Genomic DNA, 24199 nt, shown 5'->3' with positions numbered 1-24199 from the left:
TAAAAACCACATTTTAATCCTTAATTTTTTATAATGAAACATTATATCCTAACCTTGCTATGCCTTGTTTTAAGTTCATTTTCTTATTCGCAAATAGACGTTTCAGTATCCTCTTTAAGCGGATACGAGTCTAATATTCTTAGAGCGCCAAATCAAATTTTTATAGATGATGAACTCTTAAGTGAAGATGAAATTTACAAGAGTAGTTTTTATCAAGATATTGTGGGCCATTTAAAATATAAAAAAGAAGCTCGTAAATCGTTATTTAAAATATCTGTAAAACCTCAAAAACGATTTTTCTTTTCAGAGTCAGAATCAAATCGCTTAATTGCAGATTTTAAATTGACTTATAGATTAGATATTGGTAAAAATAGTTCGTGGGAAAACAGTACACAATATTTTATTAAAGACCAAAATGGTTTAGATGCTGATGAAAATGAACTAGGCACTACTTTTGGTTACAATGTGGTAAATTTAGATAGTAAGTTAAATTTTAGACTATTTGAAAATAATCGTTCTTTCATAGGTGCTCACTATGGAAAAAAGAATTTTGACCCAACTGAAACACGAGAAGTTAGCTATTATAAATATGGTGTAAATGCTGGCTTTAAAACCGTAAAATGGAAAAATCATTTGCTAAGAAGTTCAGGCATAAACGCAAGTTTCATTCAAAGACAATACAATATAGAAACGGTAAATGAAGATGATGATTTTAATAAAGAACATAGAACTTGGAATTTACTTAGTGTAAGAGGTTTTTATAAAATGCAGCTTTCAAAAACAATTACCATTTATCCTTCTTTGGCTTATACAAAACGATTAGACCTAAGTGATGATAGATTTGGTTATAACGAAATTACACCAAAATTATATGTATCGTATTCTAAAGAAAAGCTAAATCTATCATTGTTAGCGAGCTATGCAAAGCGCAACTTTACAGATCTTATTGTCAATGACAATGACTTGTTAAGCTATGATTATTTGCGTCTTAAATGCAATACAAGCTATAAGTTTTCTAACCATTGGTCTTTTGTTTCTCAAGCATATTTTATTGATAGAGGCTCAAATAATGAAAATTTAAGTTCTATGATATTTAGGTCTTATAACAATTATTACCTCGGTATTGGGTTGAAATATACGTTTTAATAAACCCTTTAAATCCATAATTTAAAGAGTTTATTCGTGGTCCCGCCTAGGCTTACTTGGACTTAGCTCAACATAAACTTCTCGCCCAGAATATCATTGGAATAAAAATAAAAAAAACTGCCTCAAATTAATGAAACAGTTTTACGTTTGTGGTCCCACCTGGGCTCGAACCAGGGACTTTCTGATTATGAGTCAGATACTCTAACCAACTGAGTTATAGGACCTATTGACGCTTGTCAATCTCTTTAAAATTAAAGAGTGTGCAATATTACTATATATTTTAATACTCTACAAGAAATTTGTTTCAATTTAATATTAGGCATCTTGACATAATTCTACAAGTACACCATTTGTAGATTTTGGATGTAGAAAGGCTATAATTTTGTTATCAGCACCTTTTTTAGGCACCTTATGAATAAGACTAAACCCTTCATTCGTTAATCGTTCTAGTTCTTTTTCTATATCATCTACTGCAAATGCTATATGATGTATGCCTTCACCTTTCTTTTCAATAAACTTTGCTATTGGACTATCTTCATTTGTGGCTTGAAGCAATTCTATTTTATTTGGACCACACTTAAAAAAAGACGTTTTTACACCTTCACTTTCCACATCTTCTATTTTATAATGCGCTTCCCCAAATAATGATTTAAATAAACTATTTGAGTTTTCAATATCCTTTACGGCAATACCTATATGTTCAATTTTTAACATCCTTAATGGTTTTTAATTTTTGAGAAATAACGGAATTAATCTCATCTTAAAACATGATTTTTGTTACATAAAAATACTATAATAGGGGAATATCAGCTACTTTTGCCACATGGAAAGTAATAGACAGAAAAAAATAGGTGGTATTCTTCAACAAGATTTAGCAGAAGTTTTGCAACACGCCGCTTCATCTGGTGGTCTAAAAGGTGTTATCATTTCAGTAACTAAAGTAAGTGTAACTGTAGACTTGTCTATTGCTAAGGTTTACCTCAGTATCTTCCCAAACACAGAAGCTGAAGAGCTACTAAAAGGTATTAGATCTAATACACCATTAATTCGTCACGAACTTGCGCAACGCACACGTCACCAATTAAGAAGAATGCCTCAGCTAGAGTTTTTTATTGATGATTCTTTAGAGTATATTGACGGTATTGAACGTTCTCTTAAAGGTGAAGACAACCCATTAGAAGATCCTGATCTTTTAGATAAGCGCAAAAAATCTTAAGTGAATTTTCCATTATATATAGCAAAACGTTATCTCTTTTCTAAGAGTAGTAATAATGCTATTAATATAATGACACTTATTGCATCTGGTGGTGTGGTTATTGCTTCAGCAGCACTATTTATTGTGCTTTCTGTGTTTGCTGGATTAAAAAATTATAGCCTCGAATTTTCTTCTTTTGTTGACCCTGATTTAAAACTAATACCTGCGCAAGGGAAATCCTTTACGTTCACTGATAATGATCTCAATGAACTTGAAAATATAGATGGCATACTTTCTTATTCTAAGGTCATAGAAGAACGTGTTATCTTAAAATCTGAAAACAAAAACATCTTAGCAACACTTAAAGGAGTTGATGGTAATTTTATTAAAGTTACTCGTATTGACTCCATGATAAAACAAGGCAAATGGGTATCGCAAGACGGAAATGAGGTCATCTCTGGTTGGGGCATTTCTAATAATCTTTCCTTTGGAGTTTTTGATTATCTAAAACCACTTTCGGTTTATGTTCCTAAACCTGGTAAAGGACAAATTACTTCAATTAAAGGCGCTTATAATTCTGCTTTTGTTACAAATGTTGGCCTTTTTGATATTAATGAAGAACTCAACAATGAATATATCTTTAGTAATATTGAACTTGCCAAAGAACTTTTGAGTTACAAGGAAAATCAGATGAGTGCTTTAGAAATAAAACTCATTGAAAATGCTGATGAAGACGCCATAAGAGAAAACATACAAGATAAGTTTCCAAATCAATTTGAAGTCAAGAATAGAGAGCAACTTAATGACGCATTATACAAAATGCTAAACACCGAGAACCTCGCTATTTACCTCATCTTTACATTGGTTATTATTATCGCCTTATTTAATGTGATTGGAGCTATTATTATGATGATTCTAGACAAGAAAAAATCACTAAATACGTTATTTAATATTGGTGCAGAGCCTAAAACGATAAAAACGATTTTCTTTTTTCAAGGTAGCTTAATGACCTTAGTAAGTGGTCTAATCGGTGTGTTTTTAGGTGTTTTAGTTGTGGTTTTACAACAAACATTTGAGTTAATAATGCTAACCCCAGAATTAGCCTATCCTGTGCATATGGACCCGATAAACATTTTGATTGTATTGGTCACAATTCTTACTTTAGGTATTGTTGCTTCAAGAATTGCTTCGCAACGTATTACCCAGAAGTTGATTAACAATTAATGTGCGAATTGATAGTCTCCAAACTTCTCTAGAACCTCATCAAAAGCAGCAAAAACATCTTTAGAATCATCGCTGGTTACCATTTTCATTCTATATTCTTTAAAGTTCGGTATACCTTTAAAATAATTGGTATAATGACGTCTGGTTTCGAAAACACCTAGCTTCTCCCCTTTCCAATCAATTGACATTTGAAGATGACGTCTTGCAGCTTCTACACGTTCTGTCATTGAAATTGGTGGTAGATGTTTACCTGTTTTAAAGTAGTGCTTTACTTGTTTAAAAAACCATGGATTTCCTATAGTTGCTCTACCTATCATTGCGCCATCCAAGCCATAACTATCTCTCATCTCTGCAGCACGTTCTGGTGTATCTACATCACCATTTCCAAACACAGGAATATGCATACGAGGATTGTTTTTTACAGCGGCAATAGGTTTCCAGTCGGCATTACCTTTATACATCTGAGCTCTGGTTCTACCATGAATAGCAATAGATTTAATGCCAACATCTTGCAGTCGTTCCGCAACCTCAACAATTTTTATAGAATCGTGATCCCAGCCTAAACGTGTTTTTACGGTTACCGGAAGACTGGTGCGCTTTACCATTTCGGCAGTAAGCTTTTCCATAAGACAAACATCTTTAAGGATGCCTGCTCCTGCACCTTTAGAAACGACTTTCTTTACTGGACACCCAAAGTTTATGTCTATAATATCTGGATTAGATTTCTCAACAATATCAATGGTTTGAAGCATACTTTCCATATTGGCACCAAAAATTTGAATACCAACAGGACGTTCTTTTTCATAAATATCTAACTTCATAACACTTTTAGCTGCATTACGAATTAGACCTTCACTAGATACAAACTCAGTATATACTACATCAGCTCCTTGCTCCTTGCATAACGCACGGAATGGAGGATCACTCACATCTTCCATTGGTGCTAACAACAACGGAAACTCTCCTAATTCTATATCACCTATCTTAACCAAATCTTTAGTTTTGATGCAAATCTAAGACATTTCAATGTATTTACTGTTAATAAGCCAAACACCATAAAAACCAAGAATCAATTCTCCTAGTGTACCTAAAAGAAATGGTGTCGTAGGAAAACCATCTACATTAATACTAATAACACGCCCAATTCCTAGACCTAACATGAAAAAAATATTCGTAATTATCGCGTACTTTAAATATTGAGATTTAAACAGACCTGTAAGCCATAGTATTGAGAATGACAGATAGATTCCCATGACAGCTTTAGAAAAATTATGCTCGTCTATGGTTTCGTTTAACATATCCAATAATAATTGAGGCTCAAACCCATAGATGAGCGCTGCTGGAATAACAATAATTACCGAAATCACTAAATGTATTTTGGTAATTATTGTTTTATGTTTCATGATTTATTGCTTCGTCCAAACGGAAGAACTTACGGTTGTTGATGTTACAGTAGCACCTGTAAACTCATCCGTTTCTGTTGTTGTTTGGTTTTGAGAAAATGTTAGTGTTTGTCCGTTGTTTGAGAACGAGAAATTCGCGGTTTGTGGACCATCTAACAAGGAGTCATCCATACCTTCAAAAGTGAATTCAAAGAACGCTCCATCAGTAGAAATTTCATTACCTTCTACAGTATATCCACCAGAACCATTAACATTATCTAAAGTATATTCGTCGCTTCCAAAATTCATTCCATTTGCAGTAACGTCAGCAACATAACTATAACTCCCATTAGTTGTGAAATCACTATCTGTAAAAACCACTGTATAATCAACAGTTGTGCTGTATACTTCTACGTCTGAAGAAATCAACTGACCACCAAAATCCACATCAGAACTTGCCTCTGCTGAAAATTCGTCTAAAATCCAAGTCCCAACTAAATCAGCTGCATTACCACCAGTATTTCCTCCACCAGTATTATCACCTCCACCAGTATCATTGTTAGAACTAGCGTCTAAACTGTCATCTAATGGTTCGTTTTCGCATGTAAATGCGGTCAACAAACTAAATACACATACAAGAGCAAAGAATTTTTTCATTTTAAATATTGATTTAGATAGATTCGAAATATACAATAAAATTTGTTATGCCTTAAGCCTCAATTGTTTTAATCAAGATCTTTAATCCTATCTCTTTCTTCAGCCTCAGTAGCGCGCTCATTGGTGCTCAATTTTGTGTTTCCAAAATTGTATCGGAACCCTAGTTTTACAAAACGATTATCTAGATCCATAAAACCTCTACTCGATTGATTTAAATAGTTGACGGCCACATCAAAATCTTGCATGTTAAAGATGTCTTCAACACTTAAGGTTAACACACCTTTTTTGTTTAAGATTGTTTTTGAAATATTGATACTAGAAATTAATTGGTTTTCTATGGTTTGTAAATTCTGAAGTTGTTTGTTCACATACCAAAAATTCGCATTGATATTAAGACTATAATCTTTCAATAAAGATAAGTATGGCGTGAAAATAAATAACTGAGACCACTGGTTTAATTCCACCACTTCATTCCCAAAGTTAGCCTCTTCATTCACATTAAAAATGGATAAAACTGCGGAAAACCCATATCGTCTTGACGGATAATACACACACGAAAAATCAAATCCATAATCAACTTTGTTGTCTAGATTTACTGGAGTCCATTCTATGATATTGGTATCGTTATTTTGTCTTGGTATTTCAGCAATGTCTCCATCAAAATTCATATAATAAGCTTCTACCGTGAAATATCTTAAAAACTCTACTCCAATTTTATAATCATCTATATATGTTGGTAATAAATTTGGATTACCAAGTACGCGTGTATTTTCATTTAAAAAGAGTGTAAACGGATTTAAGTTGGTATAACTTGGTCTTACAATACTTCGTTTATAATTACCACTAATGCTTACATCGTCAGTGAGTTGGTGCGACACACTTAAGGTTGGGAATACATTTAAATAATCTTGGGTGTTGGTTGTGCTTAGCGTTACAGACTCTCCTTCAATATTTGTTTGTTCTGCTCTTAAACCAACATTTAAATCCCATTTATCCCAAGATTTACTATAATTTGCATAGGCCGCAAAAACGCTTTCGTCATATTTAAAGGCGTCAGTATTCGCTTCATCTATAACCGTTGATCCACCAATATTGTTTAATCGGGTAATATCACTATCTGTATTTACATTAGAAAATTTTGCGCCAGTTTCAAAACTTGAGCTGTCTCCAATTGGTAGGCTATAATCTACCTTACCTGAATAGATGTGTGTTTCTTGATTTGCTAATGTGTTAAAGTCAGAATCATCATCGGTCAGTTCATCTTGAAAAACATCTTGCTCACGTTCGTAATCATAAACTGTAAAATGTCCATTTATTGAAAGACTCGCTTCATTTTTAAAATTATGACTAAAAATAAGGTCAGTACCAATATTGTATTTATTATCTCTTGAAGTGTTTAGTGCATTAAAGCTCGATATAAAATTTCCATCAGCATCAAAAATGTTTGTTTTATTATTAATTTGATACTTAAAATAAGGTGTATATAAAGCGGTACTTGTTAAGCTTAACGTGCTTTGATAAGTTAGAAAATAGTCAAAACTCATATTGAGGTTGTGATTTTCTACCCAAGTATTGCGGTTTGTTTTTGAGAGCCAAAGCTGCTCTATTGCGCCGCCACTATTAAGAAAATCAACCGCATCGTCATTATCTCTATTGGTTTTATTCTTTGAAAAACTATAATTAAGATTGAGATTTATCTTATCATTTTTAAAGAAATGACTCGTAGACGCATTATATCTTGGAAACACGCCTTGAGTAAAATTAGTTGCAATATTTCCTCTGTAACCAGTAATTAAATTTTTACTCATTACAATATTAATCACTGAGCCACTATCAGCATCATAACTTGCAGGTGGATTAGTGATGACCTCAATAGATTTTATACTATTGGCCGGAGAATTATCTAATAATTGAATGAGTTCTTCTGTGGTTAATTGAACACGTCTATTATTTATAAATACCGTTGCAGGTGCACTTTTTATATTAATGCCTGCATCACTAACAATAACGCCTGGTGTGTTTTTTAGAACACCCAAAGTTGAGCCTTCAACCAAGGCTGTATTTTCAATATTAAAAACAAGTCTATCAGGCTTTTTAGTAATTGTAGGTTTAGTGGCAATAATTGTCACCTCATCAAGGCTCTCTGGGTAACCTTTTAGTTTGAGATTTTTTAAATCTAAATCACCTGTTAAAATAACAATCTGTTCAAAATCTGCATAACCAATGTAGCTGATACGAATAACATACGTGTCGTTAAACAATCCTTCAAATTCAAAACCACCTGTTTCATTTGTTGAGGTTCCTTTTACAAAGACATCATCTTTCATTAAGATAATATTTGCAAATTCTATCGGCAATTCTGTATTCGCGTCAATAACTCTACCTTCGATAGACGAATTCTGAGTAAATGCATACATTGACAGTAAAAAAAGAAGTAAACTTAAACGAAGCTTCAAGATAATAGTTAGTTAGAAATAAGGTTGCGAAGTGCAATATATATATTGTTTTTTACTTTTTCTTGCGGTTTTAACGTAATTCCGTTGTTTTTATTGGTGTTATTGCTATCTCAAAGCACAAGAAATCAGTTATATTTGCAGTCTTATTTAGAGTTGATAGATGAAGAATATTCGAAATTTTTGCATTATTGCGCATATTGATCACGGAAAAAGTACACTTGCCGATCGCTTGCTTGACTTTACAGGTTCTGTAACTGATAGAGAAAAACAAGATCAGTTATTAGACAGTATGGACTTAGAGCGTGAGCGTGGTATTACCATAAAGTCGCATGCGATACAAATGGAATATACTTATGAAGGTGAAGAATACATTCTAAATCTTATTGATACTCCTGGCCACGTAGATTTTTCATACGAAGTGTCTCGTTCTATTGCCGCTTGTGAAGGTGCATTATTAATTGTTGATGCTGCACAAAGCATACAGGCGCAGACCATTTCTAACTTGTATCTAGCATTAGAAAATGACCTAGAAATTATTCCTGTTCTAAATAAAATAGATTTACCAAGTGCTAACCCAGAAGAAGTTACTGACGATATCGTTGATTTGTTAGGTTGTGATCCTTCTGAAGTGATACCTGCAAGTGGAAAAACTGGACTTGGTGTTGAAAATATTCTAGCAGCGATTATTGATAGAATACCAGCACCAGAAGGCAAACCTAACGAACCATTACAAGCTTTAATTTTCGATTCTGTTTATAACCCTTTTAGAGGTGTTGAAACTTACTTTAGAGTCATTAATGGTTCAATTAGAAAAGGGCAAAATATTAAGTTTATCGCTACCGGTAAGGACTACTTTGCTGACGAGGTTGGGACTTTAAAATTAAATCAGGTAAAAAAGCAAGAAATAAAAGCAGGTGATGTTGGGTATTTAATCACTGGTATTAAAGATGCGCGCGAAGTAAAAGTTGGTGATACTATTACTGACGCTAAAAACCCAACTACAAATGCAATTGATGGTTTTGAGGATGTAAAACCTATGGTATTTGCAGGTATTTATCCTGTAGATACTGAAGATTATGAAGAGCTTAGAGCTTCGATGGAAAAACTACAACTCAATGACGCTTCTTTGGTATTTCAACCTGAAAGTTCTGCAGCTTTAGGTTTTGGTTTCCGTTGTGGATTCTTAGGTATGTTGCACCTAGAAATTATTCAAGAACGTTTGGATAGAGAGTTTAATATGACAGTGATAACAACTGTACCAAACGTAAGCTACTATGCCTATACCAATAAGAATCCTGATGATATCGTTATTGTAAACAATCCATCTGACTTACCAGAACCTTCAACATTAAACCGTGTTGAAGAACCTTTTATTAAAGCCACTATAATCACAAAAGCGGATTTTGTTGGTCCTGTAATGAGTCTTTGTATTGAAAAACGTGGACAAATAACAAACCAAACATATTTAACAACTGAAAGGGTTGAGTTAAGCTTTGATATGCCTTTGGCTGAAATTGTTTTTGATTTCTATGACCGTTTAAAAACAGTTTCTAAAGGTTATGCCTCTTTTGATTATGCACCTATCGGAATGCGTACCTCTAAACTTGTACGTGTTGATATACTACTAAACGCACAGAATGTAGACGCATTATCAGCTTTAGTACACGCTGATAACGCCTATACAATCGGTAAGAAAATGACAGAGAAGCTTAAAGAATTGATTCCGCGTCAACAGTTTGATATTCCTGTTCAGGCAGCTATTGGTGCTAAAATTATTGCCAGAGAAACCATTAAAGCGCTTCGTAAAGACGTAACCGCAAAATGTTATGGTGGTGATATTTCTCGTAAACGTAAACTTTTAGAAAAGCAGAAAAAAGGTAAAAAACGTATGCGCCAAGTTGGTAATGTAGAAATACCTCAACAAGCATTTATGGCTGTGTTGAAGTTGAATGATTAATACTTAATTCCCTTTTCAGAGGCATCTATTTAAGAAAACACCCAATAGAAAAAATAAACTAAACAGAAGTTTATAAAGCCATAAATAACCAAAGCCAACCTAAAAGGAAACTTAAAAACCTTAAAGGTTGTTCCGCTGAATTTATAATTTTTAGATTCTACTTCATCACTTTGAGTCCGTACGTTTAAAGCGTCTTCTTCTGAAATTGCTTTAGATTGTTTAGTTATGAACTTTTTAAATATTGAGTTTATTACAAACACAAACGGATAAGAAAAAAACTTAATACGCTTTTCTAAAACGCGACACAAAACTGGTCTCACCACGAATAGAGCAACGCCTTTAAATACATCTGCAAACGTAGTTTTTAATGGCACATCGCCTTGTCGTTGGGCTTTTAAGAGTCCACCATCATTATAAGCGTCTTTAGCTGTTTTTAATGTAATTTCATATACCTTTTCTATATCACTCTGAATAGTACTGAACAATCTAATTACAGAAAATAACACGACTGATGGCAAGGATAAAACCAATGTTATAATCCAAAATATAATTGCTAGAAAGGTGTTCGGAATAAAAAAATGCGCAAACAAAGATAAAAACACTAAAAACACCAAGAGTACAGTCCCGAAAACTTTACCTATATATAGTGGAAAGAAAATAGCATCAGAAATGGTTTCTGCTAATTCGTCTACTTCATATTTGCTATAATCTATTCTATTTTTTTCGCTCATTATTTATAACTACTTACTCGATTGAGATGTAATGCTTTCTATAAACTTCTGAAATCTTTCAAACTCATTGATATAAGGCTCAAAAAACGCGGATCCACCAACTTTCTTTGCAACATTAAAGTTTAAAAAGTTTCCTCGATTAGGTATCGTCATATAAACGTTGCCTTTAACCACCGAAAGTATCGGCTTAAGGTTTGCTTTTAAATACGTTTTTTGAATAGCTGAAATAATTGAAGATTCTAATATTTGCTTTTCAGAATTTTCATTGGTACAAAACAAAGTGTAGTTATCTGCGAAACCAACTTGTTCTAGCTTAAGCGCACTCAAAGGTTTACCAAATACTTCAGTTGAAAATTGCGCAGTTTGTTTCAATTTTTCATTAGGAATCAATAAAAAATTAGAACTAAAGTCAAGCTTAAGGTTTGCGAACAAAAATAGACCTTTATAAAACACATGTTCGTCTTTTATAATTCCAAAAATTGGTAAATCGTCATCATCATGAGTACTCGTTAACAAGCCTCTAATAATAAATACTGGTAACAGTAAAATAGACAGTAAACAACCTCCGATAGTTTTTGAGTAATTAACAGTTTCCTTATAAAATTTAACTTCAGAGAATTCTATGGCCTTATCATTCAATGTTCCTGAAATATTATTGTCACCAACAATATATTTGGTGTCATTAAAATAACTGCTTCCAAAAAAACCAGCATTTCTCAAATTCACCTTGTTAATACTGTAAAGACTGAAGTTTAACGCTGAATTAATGTTTGCAATAATGCGTGTCATACACTTCTCCTTAACACTTTGCTTATATATTATTCTTGGCGCAGGAATTAAGCCAGTTATAATACAAACACCACCAGAAACGGCGAGGTAAATGAGAAGTGGAGGAAACAATACAATTACAAAGATTATAACAACGCTAACTGCTTTAGCAATATGGAATATTGGCGCTACAATAAATTTATATAAGCCATGTAAAACAAAAAGTCTTCTTCTTCTGTTTTCAAGGGATTTCGCTTCTTTTTCTAAATTAAGTTGCTCTATCATCTATAACTCAAAAGTAATTGTCTAATTAGAACTCTATTTAACGTCATCAAACTTTTGACCAAGATAGACTAGTTTGCTTTTTGAGTCAATTTCGTTTTCAACATTATCATCTAACGATGGAATTACATGAATAATATCTTTACTTGTTTTAAGAAATAACGGTATTTGATCTTTATTTGATTTTACATTGTTTAAAACCAAATTGTAAGAGTCTAAATCTTTGACGGCAACTTCATGAATTTCTGGGTAATTCTGAGTAACAGACATCAGATTGTTAAAGTCATCGGACAAAGTAAAAACGCCATCTTCAGGTGAGATAGAACCATTTTCAAGCTCCATTTTTGAAGCTAATCTAAAAGAACCATGCTCCCCAAACTGGGCGCTAAACTTTTCTACAGCATATTTGTTAATGTCTGCATTCCCTGTTAAGGCCAATAAATAGCCTATGTCGTTAAATTCAACGTTATCTTTTAATGTATCTGAGTAAATATTTTCTGTATGGGCTTCAATACCCATTTTTTCGGCTTCAATGATATTATTTTGATTGCTGTCAATTAACACAACGTGCCTTCCATTTTCTGCCAAATATTGCGCAATTAAACGAGACACTTTTGAAGCGCCAATAACTAAAATACCTTCAGACTTTGTTAGGAACACACCCGAAATACGCGCAAATAATCGTGCTGTAGTTGCATTAAACAGTACGGTTCCTAAAACTATCATAAACACTAATGGTGTAATATACTCTGCTCCTACTACATCTTCGGCTCTCAATTTACTTCCAAAAAGAGAAGCGATACCTGCAGCCACAATACCTCGTGGACCAACCCAACTGATAAAGAGCTTTTCATTCATTTTAAGTTTAGAACCTTGAGCACTTGCTAAAACCGCTAAAGGCCTTATTACAAACACAACAGTTAAGAAAAGTGCTAATGTTTCCCAGCGATATAGCAACATTAAATCTTGATAATTTATGTTGGCAGCTAACAGAATAAATAGGATTGAAATCAATAAAACACTTAGGGATTCTTTAAAGTATAAAAGCTCTTTTATGTTGTCTAATTTACTATTTCCAATTACCATGCCCATCACAACAACCGCTAATAAACCAGATTCATGAGCAAAAAGTTCTGATTCTACAAATACTAAGAGTACTACTGAAAGTGATACTACATTTAGAAGATAATGCGGAATAAATTTCTTATTAATTGCATACACTAGAGCATGGGCAAAGGTGAATCCAAAAGTCGTTCCGAATAATACAATCTTACCAAACTCTATAAGTGCTGTTTTGGTAAAACCAACTTCACCACCAACAAAAATAAATTCAAACACTAATACTGCGACTAATGCACCTATTGGATCTATAAGTATGCCTTCCCACTTTAAAACTGCAGAAACATCGCGTTTCAATGGAATATTTCTTAAGATTGGCGTAATTACTGTTGGTCCGGTAACTATTATGAGACCAGAAAATAAGAAGCATAAATCCCAACTTAAACCAAAAAAATAGTGTGCTACTATGGCTGCACCAAAAAATGTAACCGCGGCTCCAAGTGTAATAAGTTTAGTAATAACAGGGCCAACGTTTCTTATTTCGCTTCGTTTAAGCGTTAATCCACCTTCAAAAAGAATAATACTAATAGCAAGAGATACAAAATAATACAAGCTATCACCAGGGAAAAGTCCTTTTTTACCGTTCCAAATTGGCTCTATCCATTTAGAGCCATCTTCATTGATAAACTCTGCAGCAATTGGACCAACCAACAGCCCAATTAAAATTAAAGGTAGAATTGCAGGAATCTTAAATTTCCATGCAAACCATTGCGCTAAAATTCCGAGGATAATTATACCTGCTAACTCTAACATTTATATCGTTTTTTCTGTTATACTAACTCTTAAAAAGCTTGAAGATACTTGTTTTTTTTTATTATCTGTTCATTTCTTAATTATCTGTGAAATTTCACTCATATAGCGTACATATTTCTTATTTTGCGCGCTATGAATTTATATCCTGTAAACGCCGGAAACTTTAAACTAGATGGCGGCGCTATGTTTGGGGTTGTTCCTAAATCCCTCTGGCAACGCACAAATCCTGCCGATAACCATAACATGATTGACATTGCGGCACGTTGTTTGTTAATTGAAGATAACAATAGACTTATTCTTATTGATACTGGCATGGGAAACAAACAAAGCGACAAGTTTTTTGGATACTACTTTCTTTGGGGAGATGATACACTAGATAAATCCTTGGCTAGTCATGGTTTTCATAGAGATGATATCACAGATGTTTTTATGACCCATCTGCATTTTGATCATTGTGGTGGAAGTGTAGATTGGAATGCAAACAAAACTGGTTATGAAGTGGCGTTTAAAAATGCAAACTATTGGAGCAACCAAGACCATTGGAAATGGGCAACAGAACCCAATAGAAGAGAAAAAGCATCTTTTCTAAAGGAAAATATTCTGCCAATGGAAGAAAGTGGACACCTAAAGTTTACCAATCTTCCAAAAGGTCATATTCTTAAAGATTCTCAACTCGGTTTCGACATTTTTTATGCTGATGGTCATACGGATAAACAAATGATTCCGATGATACACTATAAAGGAAAAACCATTTGTTTTATGGCAGATTTATTGCCTACTGCTGGTCATTTACCACTACCTTTTGTAATGGGTTATGACACAAGACCTTTATTAACCCTAGACGAGAAAGAAATCTTTCTTAATCTAGCAGCAGATAACAACTATTATCTATTCTTAGAGCACGACGCTCACAACGAAATTATTACAGTTAAACATACAGAAAAAGGTGTGCGATTAGATGAAGTCTACACGTGCAACGACATATTTATATAAACATTATTGACATGAAATTGAATTATCGAATTATTGGTTATTTAGGATTTTCTGCAACATTATTTTTTGGTTGTGGATCTACAGGAGACATTATTTCAACACCAGTTGAAAATATAGACACGTCTCCACTTAAAGTCACCGAGTTAACGGAAGCTGAAAAGAAAAACTGGGGTCATCTAGATTTAGAAAGAGATACCATTCCTGGTATGGCGGTTGATAGAGCTTACGAAGAAATCATAAAAAACAAAAAAGGAAAAAAAGTAATTGTTGCAGTTATTGATTCTGGAATAGATATAGATCATGAAGATTTAGATGATGTGATTTGGACGAATAAAGATGAGATTCCTAACAACGGAAAAGATGACGATAACAACGGTTATATAGATGACATTCATGGTTGGAATTTTCTTGGCGATGCTTATGATGAGCAATTAGAGTATGTAAGATTATTAGCTTCAAACAACACGTCAGATCCAAGATTTGAAGAAGCTAAAGCGTTGCACGACAAAGAGTATCAAAAATATTTAGGTTATAAAACTCAGTATGATCAAATTTCTGCTGCTGTAAAAAGTGCACATGAAACCCTTACAAAGCACTTTGGCAAAGAAGACTATACAAGTGAAGAAATAAGCGCTATAAAAACAGAAGACCCTTCATTATTACAAGCCGTTCAAATTGCCAATCAAATAACTGCAAATGGTATTTCTATGGCAGATGCTGGTAAAGAAATTGAAGGTGCTCAAGAGCAAATTAACGAACGTCTTAATTTTCATCTTAACAAAGAATTTTCTGGACGTACTACTGGAGACAATATTAACGACTTAACCGATACTGGTTATGGTAATGGTAATGTAAAACCTGTTAAAAAATCTGAAGCTCATGGTACGCACGTTGCTGGAATCATTGGTGCTGAACGCAACAATGGTTTAGGAGCAAATGGTGTGGCAAACAATATTGAAATTATGGCTATACGCGCTGTACCAAATGGAGATGAGTACGATAAAGATGTTGCTTTAGCAATAAGATATGCTGTTGATAATGGTGCTAAAGTTATTAACGGTAGTTTCGGGAAGTCTTTTTCGCCGTATTCACAATGGGTAAGAGATGCCATTAAGTATGCCTCTGATAATGACGTGGTATTCGTTCATGCAGCTGGTAACGATAGTAAAGATGTAGATGTTGAGCCAAACTTCCCAGACGATAACGTCAACTTTGTTGAGGTGTCTGACACTTACATTAGAGTTGGTTCTTTAACTCAAAATTATGGTGCTAAAATGGTTTCTGGTTTTTCTAACTATGGACAAAAAAATGTGGATGTTTTTGCCCCAGGTTCTGGAATCTATGCTACTATGCCTGAAAATGAATATGACTATAATAGTGGAACTTCTATGGCTGCACCTGGCGTTGCTGGTATTGCGGCTTTAGTAAGATCTCAATATCCTAAGTTAACAGCTGCACAAGTAAAACAAGTTATTGTTGATTCTGGTTTACCGTTAACCACAAAGGTTGTTGTAGGTGGTGATGCTGAAGATGTAAGATCTTTTTCAGAATTATCTACATCTGGCAAAATAGCTAATGCTTACAACGCTTTAATCATGGCCTCAAAAATTAAATAAACAAATGAAAAGACATCTTTTTTATCTTTTTGCGTTTTCTATTTTCTCTTCTTGTAGTGCAACAGAAAAGCCTTCTGCAAAGAAAACTGAAAACAATGCAACATACGGTTACTGGCAACAACATGCCAAATACGAAATGGAAATTGATATGGATGTCAAGTCATATCAATATGAAGGAAAACAAAAAATTGTTTATACTAACAACTCTCCAGATGTCTTAAATAAAGTGTTTTATCACCTTTACTTTAATGCATTTCAGCCTGGAAGTGAAATGGATGTTAGATCTCGTACAATAGCAGATCCTGACGGAAGAGTTGGCGATCGTATTAGTAAGCTTCTACCTAATGAAATAGGATATATCAAAGTGAATAGTCTTAAACAAAACGATAAAGCCATTTCTTATGAGACTGTTGGTACAGTATTAGAAGTAACCTTAAATCAACCTATTCAACCAGGAGAACAAGTTACTTTTGACATGTTATTTGATGCTCAGGTGCCTAAACAAATTCGCCGTTCGGGCAGAAACAATAAAGAAGGTGTTGCATTATCTATGACACAATGGTATCCTAAATTGGCTGAATATGATGAAGAAGGTTGGCATGCAGATCCGTACATTGGTAGAGAATTTTATGGCGTTTGGGGAGATTTTGATGTTAAACTCACCATTGATGAGGATTATGTTGTTGGTGGATCAGGTTACCTTCAAAGTGAAACAAAAGCGAAAAAAGGTAAAAAGACACTTCATTATACCGCACCTCAAGTGCATGATTTTACTTGGGCTGCTGATCCAGATTTTATCCACGATACTTTACAAATGGAAAATGGACCACTACTCCACTTCTATTACAAGAAAGACCTTGAGCAAAAGTATTTAGATAATTGGAAACGACTACAAGGTGATACTGCTAAACTTATGGAATATTTTAACGAGCATATCGGAGAATATCCATATGATCAGTATTCTGTAATTCAAGGAGGTGATGGAGGAATGGAATATGCCATGTGTACTTTAATCACCGGACAACGTAAGTATGGTAGTTTATTAGGTGTTACAGCACACGAACTTGCGCACTCATGGTTTCAGTTTGTTCTAGCTTTTAACGAAGCAAAACATGGCTGGATGGATGAAGGTTTTACGACGTATATTTCAACTCTTGCTGAAAATGAATTGTCAAGTAATCCAAAGGAAAACCCTTTGTCTAGATTGTATTTAGGCTATACAAACTTTGCATTAACAGAGTATGAGCAACCTATAACTACGCACGCAGACAGATATGAATACAATAGCGCTTACAGTGTTGCTACTTACGTAAAAGGTGCTGTATTTCTTTCACAATTAGGATATGTTATTGGAGAAGAAAATAGAGATAAAACGATTAAGAAATTCTATCAAGATTTTCAATTTAAACACCCTAAACCCCTTCATATAATCAGAACTGCAGAACGTGTTTCTGGTTTAGAGTTAGATTGGTATCTTACTGATTTTACACAAACCACAAATAAAATTGATTACGCAGTTACATCTATTGAAGGTAAATCTATAACTCTTGAGCGTAAAGGTTTAATGCCTATGCCTATTGACCTCACAGTAACTTACACAGATGGTTCTGTTGAGGAATTTTATATTCCATTACAAATGATGCGTGGTGAAAAACCAACCTCAGCGACAATCGTCAATGATTGGGCTTGGGCAATGCCTACGTATAGTTTTGAGGCGAATAAAACCGTTAAATCAGTAGAAATAGATACGTCGAAAATGATGGCAGATGTTAATAGAGACAATAATACGATGTCTGTTAATTAACAAACATATTTTATATAAAACTAAAGCCACAATTTTGTAATTGTGGCTTTTTTGTTAATACCAAGATTCGTTTTTATACATACTTTTTTTAGCAACGCGTTCTCTATTGTATAATAGTAGGTGAGTCTCGCCAAGTTGTTTGTTTCTGTATCCGAAAAGATGAAAAATAGACTTTGTTAGAAAACGAGCAACGTAAAGATTTGCCTTAAGAACACCTTCATTTTTATTGTACCAACTTATACCTGGTAAAAACGTCAATAGATGATCTGCTTTTGCTTTTCTTAGTCGTTCAGAAAGTTTAAGAAAAAATCTTGGGATGTGTTTAATTATAAAGAAGCCATCATTACCTGTTTTCTGATACAATGGCATAAATAACTTCGCCGAATAGTCTGAATGTATTTCATTACCATTTGAAACCGCAAGAAAGGTGCCTTTTTTAATGTCTTGAAAACTTTCAAATCCGTCTAACATCCTAAAAGCTTCTCTTGGCTTAATATGATATTTATAAACCACTTCAAAAATAGAATTCACACTGTTCGAAGCATGTTTTAACACTTTTGAATAATACCTAAACTTCTAATCATCTGGGCTTGTTAAATTTCCTGAATTCGTCAAAGCTAAATACACAAATGCTTCACAGTTTTTTATCGCATCAGGATCTGTGTGTTGACCAGATTCGAAACCTAAAGACACATAACCGAGTGTATTGAGATAACTCAAAAGCGGTCCTTCGAGATATTCTTCTATTCCCAAAACCACAGGAATATTAAAACAAGACGAAAACTTTCTATTTATCATGGCATCATTAATGGTGATAAATGGTAGTGTTTTACTTGAGGTAGTGTGAAGGTCTATAAAGTAAATTGGCTGTGTGTTTTTAAGCAACAAATTATTAATGAATTCAAAAAGGAATTTCTGTTCTAACTCTTCATTATTAAATACTTTCTTCTTTTTAAGTATCTCTAATCTGCGCGTTGTCCACAATCTATTGAGATCTGCATCTAAATACCTCTTTTTCTTTTTAAGTGCATTAATATTGCCATAAACACCATAAATTTCACCACATATGTCTTCATGTTTCACTTGAGATAAAATAGAATTTAGAGCATTAACGCCAGCAAATTCATTGCCGTGTATACCAGCAAAAAAAACAATAGTGGCACCTGGTTTAGTTCCTTTTAAATGATGAAAAACCCTATTGGTCTTATCTGAATCTACTCTATTTATGGTTAAGTTCTTGTGCATTCCTTATAAATCGGATGAAGTTATTATACCTAATAATTTGTTTCGTCGCACTACGGGCAAACAATTTATATTATTAGAGGTCATGAGGTTTTTAGCATCATCTAAAGATGCTTCTTGAGAAATTGTAACTAAATCTTTAGTCATAACATCCTTTACAATAAGATGTAAATCTTTATCACCAAGTTTTATAAGATCTGTCCAAGACAACAAACCTGTAAGTTCTTTTTTCTTATTAATTACTGGCAGGTGATGAATGTTCTTCCATTTCATAATACTACTTACCAATTCTAAGCTATCGTTTTGGTCTACTAGCAATATCTTGGTATTCATATTATGTTTAACAATCTTAGAAATTTCGATATTGTGATCAGAATTTAAGTCTTTCCATTGATCAATGGTTTCTTCACTTAATTGATATTTGTGCATAAACGCGGTTAAATGCTGAACAGATTCAAAATTTGTTTTCGTCTTTTGGAGCTGTCTATAGTTGCTAACCATCCATTGTGATCCTGTTTGAGACTTCACTCTTTTCTCTATAATTGATAAATACGTTTTGATATCTGTTTGATCAATGTTTGCTTTTTTTAATCCAGCTTCAGCAAGAGGTAATAATTCATTTAAAATTAGTTTTTTAGCCGATATCAACTCACCATTCCAACTAAACTTGGTTTCTATGCCGTTTCGAGCAGCTTTAAAAAAGTTGTTTTTAACATCCTTAAAATTCATCTTTTCATGGATGTTAGCATACTTTTTTGATTGCCCTAGCATTAAGCCTGTCCAAAATACCATGTTGGCTATTTCATCAGTTAGGGTTGGTCCTGTAGGTATGTAGCGACACTCAATTCTTAAATGAGGTTTTCCTCCGCCAACACCATAACACACACGATTCCATTTATAAACCGTACCATTGTGTAATTGAAGTGCTCGTAATTTTGGTATACCGCCATTTTTAATAATTTCCAAACTGTCTTCATGTTCATTAGAAGATAATAAACTTCTAAATCGCGATATATGATCTCTAAAAATATCTGTGACAGAACCTCTTTCCCAGTCTACACCAAAACTGACTCTAGACTGTTTTTCGTTATGTATAAAAGAATTTGCTCTAGTATCTATACTTTGTGTAAATAAAGCAATTCTTGTTTCTGCCCATAGCTCCCGACCAAACAATATTGGTGAATTACTACAACTGCTTAAAACTGGTCCTGAAATGGCTTGAGCCCAGTTGTATTTTTCCACAAACTCTTCCGGATGAATTTGTAAGTGCGTTTGAAAACTAGTATTACAAGCTTCTAACATGACACAATCATGTATAAGATTGAGTTCATCAACACCTTTTATATGAATATTAAAATTCTCGCGTCTAGAAGATTTGATAGATTCATTTAAAACATTATATCTTGGCTTATCGGTCATGTACTTTTCCGATATATGTGTCAATCGTATTGTTGGTAATATGCCTGTAAGTATGATTTTTGAATCTTTTCGTTCAGCACCTTCTTCCGCTTTTTGAAGTAAAGTCTTTAACTGATAATGTAATTTTGAAAAACACTTATCTTTTAATACATACGGATCAGAGTTAATCTCTAGGTTGTACTTTCCTATTTCAGTCGTAAAATGATCATCATTAATCGTCTTTAAAACTTCTATATTGTTGTTATTAGGAAAGTATTCGTTGGTGGTAATACAGAACTCCTGCTCTGCCCCAATTCGTATAGGTTCTTTCTCAACAAGGTTTTCTTTAAGCATTATATCTAAAGCCTTCAGATCTTTTATAAGATGATGAATATATAATGCTTTGTCTTTGGGGTCTTTAAGCTGTTTAACATCTAAACGTCCCATAATAAATTACACTTAAACACATTGTAACTTGTAAGTTAGTGTTATTTAAAAGCCTAAAACATGATTTTTGTCATGGGTATACAAGGCCGCGCTTTGGTTATACGGAAATACAATTCTATTTTTACAGCATATAACACAATGTAATGTCATTCAAATACGGTAAAAAGGATAAGCTTAAAAGTAAAAAACAGATAGATGATCTTTTTACCAAGGGAAAAGCGGTTACTGCATACCCGTTAAAACTTATATATCTTAAAACCGATTTTGAAGATGAATGTTTACTAAAAACAGGTGTTTCTGTAAGTAAACGTCTGCATAAAACTGCCGTAGCTAGAAACAAAATAAAGCGCTTAATGCGTGAAGCTTATCGATTAAACAAACCGCTTTATTTTAACAATACATCAACATCCTACGCGTTTATGATTTTATACCTTAGTAAGGATGGAACAACTTTTGATGAACTTAACAGTAAGATGAAAACTTTACTAGAAAAGTTTTTAGACAAAACATCAAAATAAACGTATCATGAAATATTTAGCTTACCTATTTGTATTAATAATTCCGTTAGCATGCTCTAAAGGAACTGATAAATCTTATGATGATTATGAAGTTTCAAATAGTGAAAACGTCTATGATTACGAAGCATCTGAAATGATTCTTAATGATGCCGTTTCTCTGCAAAAACCCAAAGAGGATCTTAAACTCATTAAGGAATCCTATTTATCGTTTGAAACTAAAGACGTTGATGCTACTTACAATCATATTGTTACCGTTTTAAAAAAGTATAATGGTTATATACAAGATGATAGATCTAATAAAGGCTATAACAGAACTTCGAGACATCTAACAATTAGGATTCCAACAAAAAACTTTCAATCTACTATAGATGATATAAGTGTTAATGTTGACTATTTTGACAATAAACAAGTTACCTTAAAAGATGTTACCGAAGAGTTTATAGACTTAGAGGCGCGTTTAAAAGCTAAAAGAGAACTTGAAAACAGATACCTTGAACTTTTAAATAAGGCAAAAAATGTGAAAGAAATTCTAGAAATTGAACGCGAGCTTTCACAAATAAGAGAAGAAATTGAAGCGAAACAAGGCCGATTAAAATATTTAAATAACAAGGTTTCTTTAAGTACTATAAATATTGAATTTTATAAAGTAACGGTTGAATCTAAAGTTACAAAGTCTTATGGTTCTAAAATTTGGAATGCTTTAGTATCTGGATTTGATGGCTTATCAAACTTTTTCTTAGGCATATTATATATCTGGCCATTTATAATAATTGTAATTCTATTAGTATATTTCATTAGAAAAAGGCTTAAAAAAAGAAATAAGAAATGAAACGTAAAAGACTCTTAATTCCCGTGTTTGCCGTTGTTGTATTTATCAGTACAACGGCTTTTAAAAACGATTTCTTCGAGATTGCTAAACAGATTGAAATCTTCACAACGCTTTTTAAAGAGCTAAACATGAATTATGTTGATGAAACCAATCCTGGCGATTTAATGGATACAGCGATAAAGAGTATGTTAGATGACCTTGACCCTTATACGCAATTCTACAATGAGCAAGATGTTGAAGCCTCTAGAATTAATAATGCTGGTGATTATACTGGTATTGGTGCTAAGGTGTTAACCTTAAAAGACAAACTCGTTATCGTAGAACCCTATAAAAACTATGCTGCCGACAAAGCAGGACTTAAAGCTGGTGATGAAATTATTAAAGTAGACAATGTTCTTGTTGATGATTTTAAAGACGATGCCGGTAACTTACTACAAGGTGCTTCAGGTACAGAAGTTAATATTACCTACAAACGTCAAGGACAAACAAATACCGTAAAAATTATAAGAGAATCTCTAGAGATTAAGGCTGTTCCGCATTACTCAATGATTGATGATAAGACAGGTTATATTGTGCTTAGAAAATTCAATAAAAAAGCTTCTGCAGAAACACTTGGAGCGCTTAGAGCTTTAAAAAACCAAGGCGCAACACAGCTTATTTTAGATTTAAGAGGAAACCCAGGTGGTTTACTTAATGAAGCTGTCAATGTCACTAATATTTTCGTGCCTAAAAACCAATTAGTTGTAACCACGAAGTCTAAAGTAAAAAAGTATAATAAAACTTATTATACCAAAAGAGACGCTATAGATACTGAAATTCCATTAGTTGTTTTAATCGATGGAAGCAGTGCCTCTGCTAGCGAAATTGTCTCAGGTGCTTTACAAGATATGGATAGAGCAGTTGTTGTAGGTTCCAGAAGTTTCGGTAAAGGTTTAGTACAAAGACCTAAGCCTTTAACTTATGGTACACAAATGAAAATCACAATTTCAAGATATTATACACCTTCAGGTCGTTGTATACAAGCATTAGATTATTGGAATAGAGATGAAAATGGAAAAGCTACTCGTGTAAAACAAGAAAATTACAACGAATTTAAAACCAGAAATGGGCGTTCGGTGTATGATGGTGGTGGTGTGCAACCAGATATAGAAGTCGAATTATCTAAACAAACACCTATCACAAAAACAATCTTAAAAGATAATTTAGTTTTCAATTTTGCAACTGATTACTATTACAATAATACAGTTGAAGATTTAACCGCTTTTGAGTTTTCAGAAAATGATTTTAAGGACTTTAAAAAGTATTTAAAGTCTACTGGATTTAATTTTGAAACTAAGACTGAAAAAGCTCTAAACGATTTGATGATAACTGCAGAAGATGAAGAATTAAATACTGTAATTTCTTCTGATTATGAAAACTTGGTTTCAGAAATTAAAGCTTACAAAAGCAGTGCTATAGATAAAAATAAAACACAACTAAAAGCCTTATTAACAGATGAAATCATAAAACGTTATTTCTACAGTGAAGGGCTTTATAATTATTATACGGCAAACAATACAGAAATTAAAGAAGCTATAAGTATTCTTAATAATCAGCAGCAGTATAATAATATCCTAAGAAAGTAGTTGTATTATAAAAGTTGTTAGACTTCTGTATTTCAGTAATTTGAAGGTTTTAATTAA

General features: G+C 33.3%; 21 protein-coding genes and 1 tRNA gene. 10 read left to right on the top strand and 12 right to left on the bottom strand.

What is annotated here, in order from left to right; genetic code table 11:
• Nucleotides 1-33: 33 nt before the first annotated feature.
• Nucleotides 34-1146, top strand: coding sequence for a transporter (locus HRU50_RS06685; RefSeq protein ID WP_296349492.1), 1113 nt, complete (start codon nt 34-36; stop codon nt 1144-1146).
• 150 nt (nt 1147-1296) lie between these two features.
• On the opposite strand, the gene HRU50_RS06680 is transcribed toward HRU50_RS06685, so the two are convergent.
• Both HRU50_RS06680 and mce read right to left on the bottom strand, forming a co-directional pair.
• Nucleotides 1297-1370: transfer RNA gene (locus HRU50_RS06680), tRNA-Ile, on the bottom strand.
• A 91-nt stretch (nt 1371-1461) separates the two neighbouring features.
• The gene (gene mce / locus HRU50_RS06675) at nt 1462-1860 is read right to left on the bottom strand and encodes a methylmalonyl-CoA epimerase (protein WP_296349490.1); all 399 of its coding nucleotides are present in this window, start codon (nt 1858-1860) and stop codon (nt 1462-1464) included.
• A 109-nt stretch (nt 1861-1969) separates the two neighbouring features.
• Between mce and rbfA the strand changes: the two genes are divergently transcribed.
• Nucleotides 1970-2362, top strand: a complete 393-nt coding sequence (gene rbfA, locus HRU50_RS06670; RefSeq protein ID WP_296349487.1) for a 30S ribosome-binding factor RbfA — start codon at nt 1970-1972, stop codon at nt 2360-2362.
• Complete coding sequence (locus tag HRU50_RS06665) at nt 2363-3565, top strand: FtsX-like permease family protein (protein ID WP_296349485.1); 1203 nt, start codon at nt 2363-2365, stop codon at nt 3563-3565.
• On the opposite strand, the gene dusB is transcribed toward HRU50_RS06665, so the two are convergent.
• The 4 genes from dusB to HRU50_RS06645 form a co-directional block, all read right to left on the bottom strand.
• Entirely contained in the window at nt 3562-4557 is a 996-nt protein-coding gene (gene dusB / locus HRU50_RS06660) for a tRNA dihydrouridine synthase DusB (RefSeq protein ID WP_296349483.1), read from the bottom strand. The two genes, HRU50_RS06665 and dusB, sit on opposite strands and share 4 nt — an antisense overlap.
• A 21-nt stretch (nt 4558-4578) precedes the next feature.
• Entirely contained in the window at nt 4579-4968 is a 390-nt protein-coding gene (locus HRU50_RS06655) for a DUF4345 domain-containing protein (protein ID WP_296349482.1), read from the bottom strand.
• Nucleotides 4969-4971: 3 nt separating this feature from the next.
• Nucleotides 4972-5604, bottom strand: a complete 633-nt coding sequence (locus HRU50_RS06650) for a hypothetical protein (RefSeq protein ID WP_296349479.1) — start codon at nt 5602-5604, stop codon at nt 4972-4974.
• Between the two features lie 68 nt (nt 5605-5672).
• Nucleotides 5673-8060: an outer membrane beta-barrel family protein gene (locus HRU50_RS06645; RefSeq protein ID WP_296349476.1), complete on the bottom strand. Its 2388-nt coding sequence runs from the start codon at nt 8058-8060 to the stop codon at nt 5673-5675.
• A gap of 160 nt (nt 8061-8220) precedes the next feature.
• Between HRU50_RS06645 and lepA the strand changes: the two genes are divergently transcribed.
• A complete protein-coding gene (gene lepA / locus HRU50_RS06640) occupies nt 8221-10017 on the top strand; it encodes a translation elongation factor 4 (protein WP_296349474.1) in 1797 nt (598 codons plus the stop codon).
• Between the two features lie 29 nt (nt 10018-10046).
• On the opposite strand, the gene HRU50_RS06635 is transcribed toward lepA, so the two are convergent.
• From HRU50_RS06635 to HRU50_RS06625, 3 genes are read right to left on the bottom strand one after another with little or no spacing between them, the layout of a single operon-like run.
• A complete protein-coding gene (locus HRU50_RS06635; RefSeq protein ID WP_296349472.1) occupies nt 10047-10748 on the bottom strand; it encodes a hypothetical protein in 702 nt (233 codons plus the stop codon).
• Between the two features lie 9 nt (nt 10749-10757).
• Complete coding sequence (locus tag HRU50_RS06630) at nt 10758-11801, bottom strand: DUF3137 domain-containing protein (RefSeq protein ID WP_296349470.1); 1044 nt, start codon at nt 11799-11801, stop codon at nt 10758-10760.
• Nucleotides 11802-11834: 33 nt separating this feature from the next.
• A complete protein-coding gene (locus HRU50_RS06625) occupies nt 11835-13670 on the bottom strand; it encodes a sodium:proton antiporter (RefSeq protein ID WP_296349468.1) in 1836 nt (611 codons plus the stop codon).
• 132 nt (nt 13671-13802) lie between these two features.
• Here HRU50_RS06625 and HRU50_RS06620 point away from each other — a divergent pair, with 132 nt between their 5' ends.
• The 3 genes from HRU50_RS06620 to HRU50_RS06610 are packed head-to-tail and all read left to right on the top strand — an operon-like array spanning nt 13803 to nt 18083.
• Complete coding sequence (locus tag HRU50_RS06620) at nt 13803-14663, top strand: MBL fold metallo-hydrolase (RefSeq protein WP_296349466.1); 861 nt, start codon at nt 13803-13805, stop codon at nt 14661-14663.
• Nucleotides 14664-14674: 11 nt separating this feature from the next.
• Nucleotides 14675-16279, top strand: a complete 1605-nt coding sequence (locus HRU50_RS06615) for a S8 family peptidase (RefSeq protein WP_296349464.1) — start codon at nt 14675-14677, stop codon at nt 16277-16279.
• 4 nt (nt 16280-16283) lie between these two features.
• Nucleotides 16284-18083, top strand: coding sequence for a M1 family metallopeptidase (locus HRU50_RS06610; RefSeq protein ID WP_296349462.1), 1800 nt, complete (start codon nt 16284-16286; stop codon nt 18081-18083).
• Nucleotides 18084-18137: 54 nt separating this feature from the next.
• Here HRU50_RS06610 and HRU50_RS06605 read toward each other — a convergent pair whose 3' ends face one another.
• Genes HRU50_RS06605 through HRU50_RS06595 form a run of 3 tightly spaced genes read right to left on the bottom strand, consistent with a single transcriptional unit; the run spans nt 18138 to nt 21170 of the window.
• Nucleotides 18138-18614, bottom strand: coding sequence for a hypothetical protein (locus HRU50_RS06605; protein ID WP_296349460.1), 477 nt, complete (start codon nt 18612-18614; stop codon nt 18138-18140).
• 45 nt (nt 18615-18659) lie between these two features.
• Nucleotides 18660-19328 carry a succinylglutamate desuccinylase/aspartoacylase family protein gene (locus tag HRU50_RS06600; RefSeq protein WP_296349458.1) on the bottom strand — a complete coding sequence of 223 codons (669 nt, stop codon included), beginning with the start codon at nt 19326-19328 and terminating at the stop codon, nt 18660-18662.
• A gap of 3 nt (nt 19329-19331) precedes the next feature.
• The gene (locus HRU50_RS06595) at nt 19332-21170 is read right to left on the bottom strand and encodes a CBS domain-containing protein (RefSeq protein WP_296349457.1); all 1839 of its coding nucleotides are present in this window, start codon (nt 21168-21170) and stop codon (nt 19332-19334) included.
• Nucleotides 21171-21313: 143 nt separating this feature from the next.
• On the opposite strand from HRU50_RS06595, the gene rnpA reads away from it, so the two are divergent.
• Genes rnpA through HRU50_RS06580 form a run of 3 tightly spaced genes read left to right on the top strand, consistent with a single transcriptional unit; the run spans nt 21314 to nt 24142 of the window.
• On the top strand, nt 21314-21688 hold the full coding sequence (gene rnpA / locus HRU50_RS06590; protein WP_296349455.1) for a ribonuclease P protein component: 375 nt from the start codon (nt 21314-21316) through the stop codon (nt 21686-21688).
• Between the two features lie 7 nt (nt 21689-21695).
• A complete protein-coding gene (locus HRU50_RS06585; protein WP_296349453.1) occupies nt 21696-22517 on the top strand; it encodes a DUF4349 domain-containing protein in 822 nt (273 codons plus the stop codon).
• Nucleotides 22514-24142, top strand: a complete 1629-nt coding sequence (locus tag HRU50_RS06580; RefSeq protein ID WP_296349451.1) for a S41 family peptidase — start codon at nt 22514-22516, stop codon at nt 24140-24142. The genes HRU50_RS06585 and HRU50_RS06580 overlap by 4 nt, the downstream gene beginning before the upstream one ends.
• The last annotated feature ends 57 nt before the right edge of the window (nt 24143-24199 follow it).

The organism is Winogradskyella sp. (genome assembly GCF_013213835.1).
Classification (GTDB): Bacteria; Bacteroidota; Bacteroidia; order Flavobacteriales; family Flavobacteriaceae; genus Winogradskyella.
This window is presented reverse-complemented; position numbering and strand designations above follow the sequence as displayed.

Bases quoted from the DNA above. Each gene is read 5' to 3' on its own strand.
- HRU50_RS06685 (WP_296349492.1), top strand. From the start codon at position 34: ATGAAACATTATATCCTAACCTTGCTATGCCTTGTTTTAAGTTCATTT.
- rbfA (WP_296349487.1), top strand. From the start codon at position 1,970: ATGGAAAGTAATAGACAGAAAAAAATAGGTGGTATTCTTCAACAAGAT.
- HRU50_RS06635 (WP_296349472.1), bottom strand. From the start codon at position 10,748: ATGAGCGAAAAAAATAGAATAGATTATAGCAAATATGAAGTAGACGAA.
- HRU50_RS06600 (WP_296349458.1), bottom strand. From the start codon at position 19,328: ATGCACAAGAACTTAACCATAAATAGAGTAGATTCAGATAAGACCAAT.
- HRU50_RS06580 (WP_296349451.1), top strand. From the start codon at position 22,514: ATGAAACGTAAAAGACTCTTAATTCCCGTGTTTGCCGTTGTTGTATTT.
- HRU50_RS06585 (WP_296349453.1), top strand. From the start codon at position 21,696: ATGAAATATTTAGCTTACCTATTTGTATTAATAATTCCGTTAGCATGC.
- HRU50_RS06615 (WP_296349464.1), top strand. From the start codon at position 14,675: ATGAAATTGAATTATCGAATTATTGGTTATTTAGGATTTTCTGCAACA.
- lepA (WP_296349474.1), top strand. From the start codon at position 8,221: ATGAAGAATATTCGAAATTTTTGCATTATTGCGCATATTGATCACGGA.
- rnpA (WP_296349455.1), top strand. From the start codon at position 21,314: ATGTCATTCAAATACGGTAAAAAGGATAAGCTTAAAAGTAAAAAACAG.
- HRU50_RS06655 (WP_296349482.1), bottom strand. From the start codon at position 4,968: ATGAAACATAAAACAATAATTACCAAAATACATTTAGTGATTTCGGTA.
- HRU50_RS06625 (WP_296349468.1), bottom strand. From the start codon at position 13,670: ATGTTAGAGTTAGCAGGTATAATTATCCTCGGAATTTTAGCGCAATGG.
- HRU50_RS06610 (WP_296349462.1), top strand. From the start codon at position 16,284: ATGAAAAGACATCTTTTTTATCTTTTTGCGTTTTCTATTTTCTCTTCT.
- mce (WP_296349490.1), bottom strand. From the start codon at position 1,860: ATGTTAAAAATTGAACATATAGGTATTGCCGTAAAGGATATTGAAAAC.
- HRU50_RS06650 (WP_296349479.1), bottom strand. From the start codon at position 5,604: ATGAAAAAATTCTTTGCTCTTGTATGTGTATTTAGTTTGTTGACCGCA.
- HRU50_RS06630 (WP_296349470.1), bottom strand. From the start codon at position 11,801: ATGATAGAGCAACTTAATTTAGAAAAAGAAGCGAAATCCCTTGAAAAC.
- HRU50_RS06595 (WP_296349457.1), bottom strand. From the start codon at position 21,170: ATGGGACGTTTAGATGTTAAACAGCTTAAAGACCCCAAAGACAAAGCA.
- HRU50_RS06620 (WP_296349466.1), top strand. From the start codon at position 13,803: ATGAATTTATATCCTGTAAACGCCGGAAACTTTAAACTAGATGGCGGC.